At 41.5% G+C, this 12,654-nt stretch carries 12 protein-coding genes; 7 read left to right on the top strand and 5 right to left on the bottom strand.

The features are described 5' to 3' along the window. Window positions 1-59: 59 nt before the first annotated feature. Window positions 60-1,910, bottom strand: coding sequence for a molecular chaperone HtpG (gene htpG, locus VL121_RS01675; RefSeq protein ID WP_349255347.1), 1,851 nt, complete (start codon window positions 1,908-1,910; stop codon window positions 60-62). 293 nt (window positions 1,911-2,203) lie between these two features. On the opposite strand from htpG, the gene rpsF reads away from it, so the two are divergent. The 6 genes from rpsF (at window position 2,204) to VL121_RS01645 (ending at window position 6,466) form a co-directional block, all read left to right on the top strand. Then, a complete protein-coding gene (gene rpsF / locus VL121_RS01670; RefSeq protein ID WP_325401486.1) occupies window positions 2,204-2,560 on the top strand; it encodes a 30S ribosomal protein S6 in 357 nt (118 codons plus the stop codon). Between the two features lies 1 nt (window position 2,561). Further along, window positions 2,562-2,828 (top strand): 30S ribosomal protein S18, encoded by a 267-nt coding sequence (gene rpsR, locus VL121_RS01665; RefSeq protein ID WP_324559187.1) that lies wholly within the window; start codon window positions 2,562-2,564, stop codon window positions 2,826-2,828. A 10-nt stretch (window positions 2,829-2,838) separates the two neighbouring features. Next, window positions 2,839-3,285 (top strand): 50S ribosomal protein L9, encoded by a 447-nt coding sequence (gene rplI, locus VL121_RS01660; protein ID WP_325401483.1) that lies wholly within the window; start codon window positions 2,839-2,841, stop codon window positions 3,283-3,285. Window positions 3,286-3,571: 286 nt separating this feature from the next. Next, on the top strand, window positions 3,572-3,964 hold the full coding sequence (locus tag VL121_RS01655) for an RNA recognition motif domain-containing protein (protein WP_325401481.1): 393 nt from the start codon (window positions 3,572-3,574) through the stop codon (window positions 3,962-3,964). A 215-nt stretch (window positions 3,965-4,179) separates the two neighbouring features. Beyond that, window positions 4,180-5,556, top strand: a complete 1,377-nt coding sequence (locus VL121_RS01650; RefSeq protein ID WP_325401479.1) for a glycosyltransferase — start codon at window positions 4,180-4,182, stop codon at window positions 5,554-5,556. A 52-nt stretch (window positions 5,557-5,608) separates the two neighbouring features. Next, window positions 5,609-6,466 carry a universal stress protein gene (locus tag VL121_RS01645; protein ID WP_325401477.1) on the top strand — a complete coding sequence of 286 codons (858 nt, stop codon included), beginning with the start codon at window positions 5,609-5,611 and terminating at the stop codon, window positions 6,464-6,466. A gap of 31 nt (window positions 6,467-6,497) precedes the next feature. Here VL121_RS01645 and VL121_RS01640 read toward each other — a convergent pair whose 3' ends face one another. The 3 genes from VL121_RS01640 to dnaK form a co-directional block, all read right to left on the bottom strand. Beyond that, window positions 6,498-6,992, bottom strand: coding sequence for a metallophosphoesterase family protein (locus tag VL121_RS01640; protein ID WP_325401475.1), 495 nt, complete (start codon window positions 6,990-6,992; stop codon window positions 6,498-6,500). 37 nt (window positions 6,993-7,029) lie between these two features. Then, window positions 7,030-8,172: a cytochrome c peroxidase gene (locus VL121_RS01635; RefSeq protein ID WP_325401588.1), complete on the bottom strand. Its 1,143-nt coding sequence runs from the start codon at window positions 8,170-8,172 to the stop codon at window positions 7,030-7,032. A gap of 265 nt (window positions 8,173-8,437) precedes the next feature. Next, on the bottom strand, window positions 8,438-10,357 hold the full coding sequence (dnaK, locus tag VL121_RS01630; protein WP_325401473.1) for a molecular chaperone DnaK: 1,920 nt from the start codon (window positions 10,355-10,357) through the stop codon (window positions 8,438-8,440). Between the two features lie 233 nt (window positions 10,358-10,590). On the opposite strand from dnaK, the gene VL121_RS01625 reads away from it, so the two are divergent. Beyond that, on the top strand, window positions 10,591-11,994 hold the full coding sequence (locus tag VL121_RS01625) for a DUF4403 family protein (RefSeq protein ID WP_325401471.1): 1,404 nt from the start codon (window positions 10,591-10,593) through the stop codon (window positions 11,992-11,994). Here VL121_RS01625 and VL121_RS01620 read toward each other — a convergent pair whose 3' ends face one another. Further along, complete coding sequence (locus VL121_RS01620) at window positions 11,995-12,654, bottom strand: response regulator transcription factor (protein WP_325401469.1); 660 nt, start codon at window positions 12,652-12,654, stop codon at window positions 11,995-11,997.

The following is a 12,654-nucleotide window of genomic DNA, read 5'->3' as shown; positions in this document are numbered from 1 at the left end:
CAATTACCAGGAATTTTTATTCCGGGTAATTGGTTTACAAAAAGAGATTAAAGCCCGTATCAGCTTTCAAGAATAATGGTACTTTTCTTGTCGCCACCCATCAGCTCCACGCTACGGTTAATAAAATCAGTAAGACTATTACCTTTCAGCAATCCCTGCGACAATAAGGCCAGATCGGCAAGGTTATGTACGAATTTTCCTTTTTTATCTGCATCAGTTTCACTGAGTATTTGCTGAAACACGGTATGGTTGCCATTTACCGTAAGCGTTACCTCATCGGGCATGGTAGCATAAAAAGCGGCCATGGGTCCGCCTGTAGCGGCCATATCTTTCATACGGCGCATAAATTCCGGGCGGGTAGCTACCACAGGTGGCGCCTGGGGGCTTAAACCTTTTACCTCAACCGACATATTAATTTCGGGTATTTTTAAATCAAACAGTTTTTGCAGCGCTTCCACTTCATCTTTATTCAATACTGTTTCATTGTTCTCCTGCTTATCTACCAGGTTATCCGCAATGTCTGCGTCAACGCGTGTAAAATGCACGTTTTCCCATTTATTTTCTACCTGGCTTATAAATGCCGCATCAACTAAGGTTTCCATTTTCACTACGGTATATCCTTTGGCTTTGGCCTGCTGAATATAAGCATCCTGCTGCACAGGATTGGTGGTATACAATATAACCAGCTTACCGTCTTTATTTTTCTGAAGGACTTCTGTGGCTGCCCTGTATTCTTGGAGCGTATAAAACTTTTCTCCTTCCACATCTTCAAAAAGGTGAAATGAATTAGCCCGCTCAAAGAACTTATCGTCTGTCATCATACCGTATTTCACAAACAGGCCAATATGCTCCCATTTTTCCTCGAATTCCTTTCTATCCTTATTAAATATTTCCTCTAACTTATCCGCCACTTTTTTAGTGATGTGGTTGTTGATTTTCTTAACATTAGGATCGCCCTGCAAATAGCTGCGGCTTACATTAAGGGGTATATCGGGCGAATCAATAACGCCCTGCAGCAGCATCAAAAACTCGGGTACAATATCTTTCACCTCTTCCGTAACAAAAACCTGGTTGCTGTATAACTGTATTTTATCTTTTTGTATTTCATAGCTCTGCTTTATTCTGGGGAAATACAAAATGCCGGTAAGATTAAAAGGATAATCAACATTAAGGTGTATCCAGAATAATGGCGTTTCATTAAAAGGATATAATTCTTTATAAAAGTTCTGGTAATCTTCAGCAGTAAGCTCGGATGGCTTTTTTGTCCATGCCGGGGCGGTATTGTTGATTTGCTTTTCTTCAAAAAAGATAGGTACAGGTAAAAAGCGGCAAAACTTTTCAAGGATCTGCCTTACTCTCCCTGCTTCCAGGAACTCCTTGCTTTCTTCATTAATATGCAGTACAATATCGGTACCTCTCTCCGCCTTATCCGTTTCCGTAAGTGTAAATGCCGGACTGCCATCACATTCCCATTTTACGGCAGGCTTATCCTGCTGATAAGATTGGGTTATTACCTCCACCTTCTCACTCACCATAAAGGAAGAATAAAACCCAAGCCCGAAATGACCAATAATATTATTTTCAGCTTGTCCTTTATATTTTTGCAGGAACTCTTCCGCACCGCTAAATGCCACCTGGTTAAGGTATTTATCTACTTCGGCGGCAGTCATGCCCACGCCTTTATCGGAAATGGTAAGGGTTTGGGCTTCTACGTTGAGCTTCACATCTATGCGCAACTCTCCCAGTTCGCCTTTAGCTTCACCAATGGAAGAGAGCGTTTTCAGTTTTTGTGTGGCGTCAACGGCATTACTCACCAGCTCTCTTAAAAAAATATCATGCTCACTGTAAAGAAATTTCTTAATAATGGGAAATATGTTTTCCGTTTGTACTCTGATGTTTCCTTTTTCCATAATGTTTAATCAGTTAAATTATAAATAGCATTAATGCACCCGACAAATAAAATGCCATTAGCGCCTTTACTGACAGGTTGACAAAGGGGAAGTTTGGAGTTTGGGAGTTTTTAGTTTGTGAGTCAGCGGCGTAATTAAGTTTTAAAAACTCAAATGCCAATGATATTAATTTTCAATATTATACGTTGCAAAACTACCAGAAATCATAAACTGTAAACTAAGAAACTTCAGAAGATATGATAAAAAAAGCTACCTTCGCACCCCATATTTTTTTTAAACCAAATTTCAGGGTAATGAACAATTATGAATTGATGGTGATTTTTACCCCTGTTCTGAGCGAAGAAGAGTTTAAAACAGCTCAGAAAAAATATACTGATCTTGTTGCCGGAGCCGGCGGTGAGATCGTGTATTCTAACCCCTGGGGGTTGAAATCACTGGCGTATCCCGTCCAGAAAAAGACTACTGGTATTTACTGGGTTGTGGAATTTATTGCGCCATCCACCTTCAATGAAACTTTGAAGATTCAACTGCTACGTGACGAGCAGGTATTACGTCACATGGTTACAAAACTCGATAAATACGCCGTCGGGTACAATGCCAGAAAGAGAAGTGGTGTAAGTTACAAAAACGAAAAAGCGGAGGCTGAATAGTATGGCAAAAGCTAATGAAATCAAGTACCTTACGGCTATCAAAACGGAAAAGCCGAAGAAAAAATTCTGCCGCTTCAAGAAGTATGGTATTAAGTACATTGACTACAAAGACATGGAGTTTTTGAAGAAATTCCTCAATGAGCAGGGTAAAATGTTACCCCGCCGCATTACAGGCAATTCGCTCAAATACCAGCGCAAAGTATCAGAAGCGATAAAGAAAGCCCGTCAAATGGCGCTATTGCCGTATGTAACTGATCTTTTAAAGTAAGGAGGCAATCATGGAAGTAATCTTAATACAAGACGTAGATAATTTAGGTTCGGCCAACGAAAAGGTAAAGGTAAAGAGCGGCTATGCGCGCAATTATCTTATTCCCCAAAAGTTTGCTATTGAAGCTTCGCCTTCTAACCTTAAGCAGTTGGAAGAAAAACTGAAACAGCTAAGGAAAAAAGAAGAAAAATTACTGGCTGAAATTAACCAGGTAATTAGCAAGCTTAATGAAAGCCCGTTGCGCATTGGTGCCAAAACAGGTACTTCAGGCAAAATTTTCGGTAGCGTAACTACCGTTCAAATTGCCCGTGCCATCCGCGATCAGAAAGGATATGAAATAGACCGCCGCCGCATCCATATTCTGGAAGAGGTAAAAGAGCTGGGTTCATACAAAGCCAAAATTGACTTCGGTAACGGAAATGAAACCGAGTTAAGCTTTGAAGTAGTAGCTGAATAGTGCGCATAAGTAATTATCATTTAACGAAGGAGGCCGGTTACAACCAGCCTCCTTTTATATTTGTTTTTTATTACATAACACAGGTTTTAAAGCACTAATAGAATTTATATAAATATCTTCCATTTTATATGGTATTATTTTGGAAAACATTATCTTCACAATGCAGTAATGCACCATTAGTTCCTATTCTGGCTGGTTTTACGGCTAACCTCCGGTTGTCAGATCATTGTAGCGACTAAGTTTCCATTACTTTTTTTCAATTTTCACTTTTTAAATTTTAGTTACAATGAACCTGTACGTAGGCAACCTCTCCTGGACAATGACAGAGGACGACCTTAGAAATCTATTCGAACAGTATGGTACTGTTAGCTCCATCAAAATTGTTAAAGACCGCGAAACCGGAAGAAGCAAAGGATTTGGATTTGTAGAAATGGAAAATGATACTGAAGCGCAAAACGCGCTCAGCAGCCTTTACGACAAGGAGATACTGGGAAGAAAAATCGTCATCAATGAAGCTCAGGAAAGACCAGCTAAGCCAGGCGGTGGCGGCGGTTTTAAAAAGAGAAGCTTCGGCGGCGGCGGCGGTGGCGGCGGCTATAACAAAGGCGGCGGAGGCGGCGGATACCGCGATCGCGACCGTGGTGGCTATAACAAAAGAGATTATAACAACGAATATTAAATAATACCTGTTCACCTCATTCCTTTTACAAATCCCGAAAATTTCGGGATTTTTTTATTTCGTGCATTTATCCGGTATAACAGCTTCTGCTGTAAATTATCACATGCAAATTAATAGGAGCTTTATATTTTAGGGTATAGCTTTTGATTTAACAGGCGTTACGTAACTTACGGCGCCCCATGTATTGAGCTTAACATTTAAACCAGGAAACAGTAATGGTTACTATCATCATACCCACCCTGAATGAAGCAAAAACGATTGGTAATATTGTACGGTTTTGCCTGAACCATACACTTGTAAACGAGGTAATTGTGGTTGATGACAACTCGGAAGACGAAACAGTTGCCCTGGCACTGGCCGCCGGCGCAAAAATTATTAATAGTAAAATAAGAGGTAAAGGCATATCCATGAAGGAAGGTATTCAAAAGGCGCAGCATGAAATACTGCTTTTCCTTGACGGAGATATAGACCCTTACCCGGAAGATACCATTACGCTGCTGGCTACTCCTTTAATACACGATGAAGCAGATTTTGTAAAAGCCACGTTTGCCAGAAATGCGGGCAGGGTAACAGAACTGGTAGCCAAACCCTTGCTGAATATATATTACCCGGGCTTATCGGGGTTTACACAGCCGCTGAGCGGAATGATTGCCGGCAGAAAAAAATTCTTTAACCGAATTGATTTCTTTAATGACTATGGCGTAGACATAGGCATTTTAATTGATATGTACCTGATGAAAGCCAGGATCAGTGAAGTAAATATCGGCTATATAGAAAACAAGAGCAAGCCCTGGGAAAGCCTGGGAAAAATGAGCAAGGAAGTATCCCGCGCCATTATTGCTAAAGCACAACCGCAATCAGAGTTTAACATGCCCGAAGAAGAAGTATCTTCTATAGAAACGATCCAGAGAGAAATGCATAATACCCTGAAGGAAAATCTTTCACGGTATCATAAGCTCATTGTTTTTGACCTGGATGATATTATTTTTAAGGGCAGTTTTATTGATGAATGCGCTGCCACTTTTGGATTCACCCGCCAGTTGGAAGAACTCAGGTTTAACGAAAAAGATCCTATCATTCTTACCAAACGCATAGGATTGCTGCTGAAAGGTAAAACAATAGATGACCTGCTCAATATTGCATCGAACATTGAAATGGTGAAAGACATTCAGGCGGTGGTACAGGCATTAAAAGAAAAAGAATACATAGTAGGCATTATCAGCCATAGTTACCTGCTCATTGCTAATTATGTGCGTCAAAATATTGGTGGCGACTTTGCCTATGCCAACCAGCTTGATTTTTATGAAGGAAAAGCTACGGGTGAAGTAAATATGCCTTCCTATTTATTCGCTTCTCCCGAAAGCATTTGCGGGCATGCCTACTGCAAAACGAACGCATTGCAGTATGCATGCGATAAATACAATGTATTATTAAAAAACTGTATGGTTATAGGTGATGACCGGGACGACAGGTGTATACTGGCGCATGCCGGTAAAGGGGTTGCTTTTTGCACAGGAGATGAATTATTGGAAAAAATTGCCTATTTTACCATTAAAGAAAAAGCCTTTAAACCCTTGCTGCATATAGCCTGAGGTACCATTTCCATATCCGGTTGAAAACTTTTAAAAACTAAAACCTTTTACTATGCAAAACAAACTGTATAACATTCTGGTTCCGGTTGATTTTACAGCCAAAAACAAATGGGCAATTGCCAAGGCTGTTGAGCTGGCTAATAATTTTAACTGTAATATTCACCTGGTACACGTTGTTTTTAAACCCGTTTTTCCGTTAATACCTATTGATGCCAGCCGCTTTACGCCATACGCATCGCATATTAACATGCAGGCCTGCCGTGAAAAGCTGGCAACATTAAAAGCCGCTTATAAAAACCAGCTTTGCGGAGACGGTGAAATTGAGATCAGCCTGCTACAGGGTCACCCGCAAGCGCAGCTCAAACAATATATTGAATTGTATAATATGGACATGGTAGTGCTTGGCCTGTCGAAATTTAATTTGTTAGAAAGAATTATTTCCTCCATTTCCATAAGCTTGCTGGCCCGTAAAACCAATATCCCCATACTGGCAGTCAGGTCCGGCGGCCTGGTGAGTCATTTCAAAAAAATAGTATTACCCCTATATAACGATATTCCGGTAGAAAGCATTAAACTGGCTACTATGCTGGCGCGCTCCTTTAAGTCAACCGTTTATCTCGTATCACTGAGAAATCATATCAGCCACAGCGAAAGCAATATATTAGATAAAACACTTGAACTGGTGCAAAGTGTTTCTACCATACCCGTTCAATGTTTTTTATTAGAAGGCCATAACTTAGCCAAGAGCACACTTGATTTTTCAAAACGCATTAATGCAGATCTTATACTGGGGCAGTCTGTAAAAGAATTTCGCTTACCCGGTTTATGGAACAGGATCACTAATAAATTATTATCCTACGCTTCCAAAATACCCGTATTAACTTTTGATAAAACTACAGAACAGGCATAGGTAAGGAAACCAGGGTAAACGCTTCCCTTCTTTATTTTTTTCCCAGTTCAATCACTTCACAATCCTTCATATTATTTCCATCAATGGTTAGCCGCACTATAGTTCTTACCTTCTGCCAGCCCTGCCTGCCCGCCGCTCCCGGGTTGATGTGCAGGCAATTGACCTGGTCATCGTAGATTATTTTTAAAATATGGGAATGCCCGCTGATAAATAATGCTGAGCCTGCATGTATAATTTCATTTTTTACGCCTGGCGCATACCTTCCCGGGTAGCCTCCAATATGCTGCATAAAAACATTTACCTGCTCTATCGTAAAATGCAGTTTTTCGGGGTAAATGCCGCGTATCTCTTTCCCGTCAATATTACCATATACGCCCCTGAGCGGTTTAAAGGCTTTCAGGCTGTCTGCAACAGCATTTCCTCCAAAATCACCGGCATGCCATATTTCATCGCAATGTTCAAAATGTACAAATATGCCTTCATCAAGGTAGCTATGGGTATCAGATAGTATACCAATTCTTTTCATGCACAATTACACGTTGTTTCCGTAAATGTATGGGGTATTATTTAATATTGCCGCCAACGCTCAATCCACTGGGTACGGCATCGGGTATTTTTCTGTCATATTTATCATCATTGAGCGTATTTAAAAACTCAACAATGCGGGGAATATTTTTAAACGCTACCCTGGTTTGAATAGCCAGCGTATCTAATTGCTCCTTTTTTATATTTGTGTTAGGCAATGGCTTACCGTGCAGGTCTTCGTAAAAGGTTAATACCTGTTCGAGTGTTTTTAGCTTGCCGCTATGCATATACGGTGCAGAGAACCGTAAATTCCTAAGCGTTGGCGTGCGAAAAGCAAAGCTGTTATTCATCCCGGAATCAATCATTCCCAGCTTTTCATTATCTGCAACACCCAATACATGCGGCTTAAAATCGGAAAGCATAGGACCGCTATGGCAACGGGCACATCCCGATTCCATGAACAACTGCATGCCGTCTTTTTCCGATTGGGTTAATGCCGCTGCGTTGCCACGCATAAACTCATCAAACCTGGAGTTATTGGCCAGCAAAGAACGTTGAAAACTGGCTAATGCCTTTCCCAGGTTGGTTTCCGTTACAGCCTCTTCCTCATTAAAGGCCGCTTTAAATAACCGCTTATATTCCGGAATGGCTCTTAATCTTTGAATAACCACCTGTAAAATATCCTGTACCGCTATATCGCGGCCCCGCATTTCTTCCAACTGTTGAATAGGCTTCAATGCCTGCGCCTCCAGGCTTTTCACTCTTACATCCCAAAACATGGGCGCTTCCTCGGGCTTATAATCACCATCTGTATTAATACCGTTAAACGCAGTGTTTAATAAACCCGGCGCGTTTCTTTTGGAAAAGGGTATATCATTAGGCTGAACAAAATGCCGTTCAGAGCCAAATCCCCTTCCATTTACACCAATCGGCAATTCAAGACTTTCGGCATAACCAAATTCAGGATGGTGGCAGGAAGCGCAGGACACATCTTTATTGCCCGATAGAATCGGGTCATAAAAAAGCAGGCGGCCAAGTTCTACCTTCGCTTCTGTAACGGGGTTATCAGCCGGCGCGTTGTAAGAAGAAGGAAGTGCAGAAACGGATCCTAAATCGGCAGGCTTTGCTTTAGGTTCCGGTAGTATTTTCTTTTCATTATCCTGTTGTTTGCAAGCTTGCATCAACAGCGCCCCTAAACCAATAAAGAGGAGAATTGTAAAAATTGCAGTCCAGCGCACTACTTAAAATATTTTTGCATAAAGCTACTGATAATAAAGGATAAAATCATCCTCTATTCGGCGTAATTTTTCTTCTATAACCGCTTTTTAATAAATAACAAATATATCAATACCATGCTATTCAGGCAGGAAGTGAGAGGTTAGCTCCATAAATAATAAAACCTCCCGAAATCAGGAGGTTTTATTACTGTTGTTTTAAACAGGCAGATTATTTCACTTCTTCAAACTCGGCATCCGTAACATTATCGCCGTCTGCTTTGGCACCCTGGTGCTCTTGCTGCTGCGCTGTTGCGCCATTTGGGTTCGGGCCGGCGGTGCCTGCCTGCTGCTGTGCTTTGTATATCTCTTCAGAAGCTGCTGTCCAGGCGGTATTTAATTCTGCCATTGATGCATCAATAGCGGCAATATCCTGTTGCTTATGCGCTTCCTTCAATTTGTTTAGTCCTGCTTCTATAGGTCCTTTTTTATCGGCCGGTATTTTATCTCCAAATTCTTTAAACTGTTTTTCTGTCTGGAAGATCAAACTATCGGCCTGGTTAACTTTATCTACTTTTTCGCGGGCTTCCTTATCGGCAGATTCATTGGCTTTTGCTTCCGCCTTCATTTTTTCCACTTCTTCCTTGTTGAGTCCGCTACCTGCTTCAATACGTATTTTTTGTTCCTTCCCGGTGCCTTTATCCTTTGCAGTAACATTTAAAATACCATTGGCATCAATATCAAATATTACTTCAATTTGGGGAACACCGCGCGGCGCAGGAGGTATGCCATCAAGGTTAAATGTACCCAAACTTTTATTTTGAGCCGCCATTGGTCTTTCTCCCTGTAATACGTGAATTTGAACGCCCGGCTGATTATCTGAAGCAGTAGAGAAAGTTTCAGACTTTTTACTGGGTATGGTTGTGTTAGAATCAATGAGGCGGGTCATTACACCACCCATTGTTTCAATACCCAGCGAAAGCGGCGTTACATCCAGTAATAACACGTCTTTTACTTCGCCGGTTAATACCGCACCCTGAATGGCTGCGCCCAGTGCTACCACTTCATCCGGGTTCACCCCCCTGTTAGGCTTTTTATTAAAAAACTTTTCTACTATTTCCTGCACTTTAGGCATACGCGTGCTTCCGCCTACCAGTATCACTTCATCAATCTGGGAAACATTTAAGCCCGCATCCTTCAACGCCTGCTCACAGGGTCTCAAACATCTTTCCAGCAAATTATCTGCTAACTGCTCAAATTTAGCCCTCGTTAATTTTTTAACCAGGTGCTTGGGAACCCCATCTGCCGCAGTAATATAAGGCAGGTTAATTTCCGTTTCACTGGAAGAAGACAGTTCAACCTTAGCTTTTTCGGAGGCTTCTTTCAACCGCTGTAAAGCCATAGGGTCTTTCCTGAGATCAATGTTTTCTTCTTTTTTGAACTCGTCTGCCAGCCAGTCTATAATTACTTTATCAAAGTCATCTCCGCCCAGATGCGTATCGCCATTGGTAGATTTCACTTCAAACACACCATCACCCAATTCTAAGATGGAAATATCAAAAGTTCCCCCTCCGAGGTCAAATACGGCTATCTTTTCGTCCTTATGTTTTTTGTCCAAACCATAAGCCAGCGCAGCAGCGGTTGGCTCATTTACAATACGCCGAACCGTTAATCCCGCAATTTCTCCTGCTTCTTTGGTAGCCTGGCGCTGCGCATCGTTAAAATAAGCCGGCACGGTAATAACAGCTTCCGTTACTTCCTGCCCGAGGTAATCCTCGGCCGTTTTTTTCATTTTCTGCAGGGTCATTGCAGAAATTTCCTGGGGCGTATATAACCTGCCATCAATGTCAATCCGAACCGTGTTATTGTCACCTTTTACCACTTTGTAGCTCCAGTGCTTAATTTCTTCGCCCACTTCGTCATAACGTCGTCCCATAAAACGCTTAACTGACATTATGGTATTAATGGGGTTTGTTATTGCCTGTCGTTTAGCAGGGTCTCCCACCTTGCGCTCTCCGTTTTTCATAAAAGCAACAACAGAAGGCGTGGTACGGCGACCCTCATCATTAGCTATAACTACAGGTTCGTTACCTTCCATAACGGCAACGCAGCTATTAGTTGTACCTAAATCTATTCCTATTATTTTTCCCATATTATAAATTTCCTTTTAAGAGTTAAAAGTTATAAGCTATCAGGCAAGCATTATGCCATCAAAACAAAAGGTGCAAAAATGGCAGTCACTTCGTCCAAAACATCGGTTTACCTAATACCGGAAGACATTGTATGACAAAAAATTACAGGACAATGTCATTTTTAACTATTAAAGCTTTATATATCTTTATGCTAATCTTATCATTAATGAAAGCTCAAACCCTTTGTTTAGTTTTGACCGCTGCTCTATTTTTAACCTCCTGTTCAAGAAAAATTATTCCCGGCAAACCCGTTTTAAGCAGCACCCGTTTTACCACGGACAGCTTACCCCTTAGTGAAATTGACGTTCCGCTCCGGATTAACCTGAAGCCTTTATATGAAACAGCCAACAAAAATGTTCAAACCATTTACGGCTCTCCGGGTTGGCCCAACGATTTTGAAGTAGTCAATTGTGATACCCGCTACATGTATCGTTTTAAACGCGGACCGCTGATGATAACCGCACACGCCAATACCGTTAACTTTAATTTTACCGGCAGTTATATTATTGCAGGCGCACAAAGAATATGCACCGGCACGGGAAGCAACCGCATACCCATAACGCCGTGGACGCCCACCTGCACCTGTGGATTAAATGAAGGAGAACGCCGGGTAAATATTGGGTTCAAAGCCCTGCTTACGCTGAAAGACAATTATGATGTTTCCGCAAAGCTGCAGCGGCTGGAACCCCGGCCGCTTGATAAATGCACCGTATGCTTTTGGCGGCAGGACATAACATCCACAGTGATGGATCAACTAAAAGTGCAGTTAGATGATACAGGAAACGAAATCAGTGATTCACTTAACCGGCTTAACCTCCGTTCTCCATTTCAGCAGCTATGGGATATGCTAAATACCAGCATACCAATGTTTGGCATGGGGTATTTACAAATTAACCCCGAAAAGCTACGACTGAGTACACTTTACGCCCAAAACGACACCCTTAATATTTCAGTTGGTATTTCAGCACGGCCGCGGATTAGCCTCACCAAAACGGTGGGTTACAGAACAGTGGTACCCGATATCAGCGATTTTAACCAAAGAAAAGGATTCAGCATATTTGTTGACGCTGTAATGGATTACGACTCTTTAAGCCAGTTGTTAACCCGTGAACTGTATCATAAACGGGTTGATATGGATAAAACAGGAAAATATATTATTATTGAACGTTGCGAAATATACGGTGCAGGCAATGAGAAGCTCATTATAAAAATCGAATTTTCAGGGCCCGATAAAGGAACGATGTACCTTACAGGCAGACCTTACTTTAACAGGGGAAAAAACCAGGTTGAAATAAAAGATATTGATTACGATATCCACACAAGAGACCTGCTGATCAAAACAGCGAAATGGCTTTTTAACCGGCGAATAATTAACACATTAAATCATTACTCCACTTTTAATATCGCTGCATATGCCGATACCCTGCTGTCTAAAGTAAATGTTCAGCTCAACAGGCAATGGCAAAAATCTGTGTCAACCGCGGGTGCAGTAAATAACCTGCAGGTAATGGCTATATACCCGCTTACGGAGAACCTGGTGCTGCGATGTAATATAAGAGGTGAGTTGACTGTACGGATAGATGCTTTTGATTTTTAGCTATATCTCAAAAATACCTTTTTTTATGGCATACATTACCAGTCCTACTCTTGAGCGTACTTTTAACTTTTCAAACAATGCGTTCCGGTGGTCTTCCACGCGGCGGGAGCTTACAAACATTTTTTCAGCAATTTCTTTGTACGACAACTCGGAACAGGTAAGTTTCAAAAATTCCACCTCTTTATCGGTAAGTATAACGTGTTCATCGGGCTGTTCCATATTTCTATTCAGCCCGCCTACAATTTTTCCGGTAATGTATTCGGAGAGATAAAAATTTTTCTGCATAACTGATTTTAATGCCAGGTGAAGCTCTTCGGGCTCGGAGGTCTTCATAATATAGCCCCTGGCCCCCAATTTGAGCATGCGGATGATGGTGGTTTCATCGCTAAACATAGACAAAGCCAGCACTTTAATCTGTGGATGGTTTTTGAATAACCATTCTGCCGTTTCAAAACCATTCATGCCCGGCATATTCACATCCAGCAATATGATATCCGGAATAAGCTTTCTCTTTAATTTTTCTTTTAACTCCTCCCCGTTTTCTGCCTGGAAAAAAGTAGAAAACTGGTCAAATGAATCAATGAGTTTGGCTAAGGCATTGCGTAAAAGCGTATGGTCATCCACTACCGCCACCTGTATTTTGTTGTCGCTGTCTGCCAT

Origin of the sequence: Agriterribacter sp., assembly GCF_035497235.1 — a bacterium.
Taxonomy (GTDB): domain Bacteria; phylum Bacteroidota; class Bacteroidia; order Chitinophagales; family Chitinophagaceae; genus Agriterribacter.
This window is presented reverse-complemented; position numbering and strand designations above follow the sequence as displayed.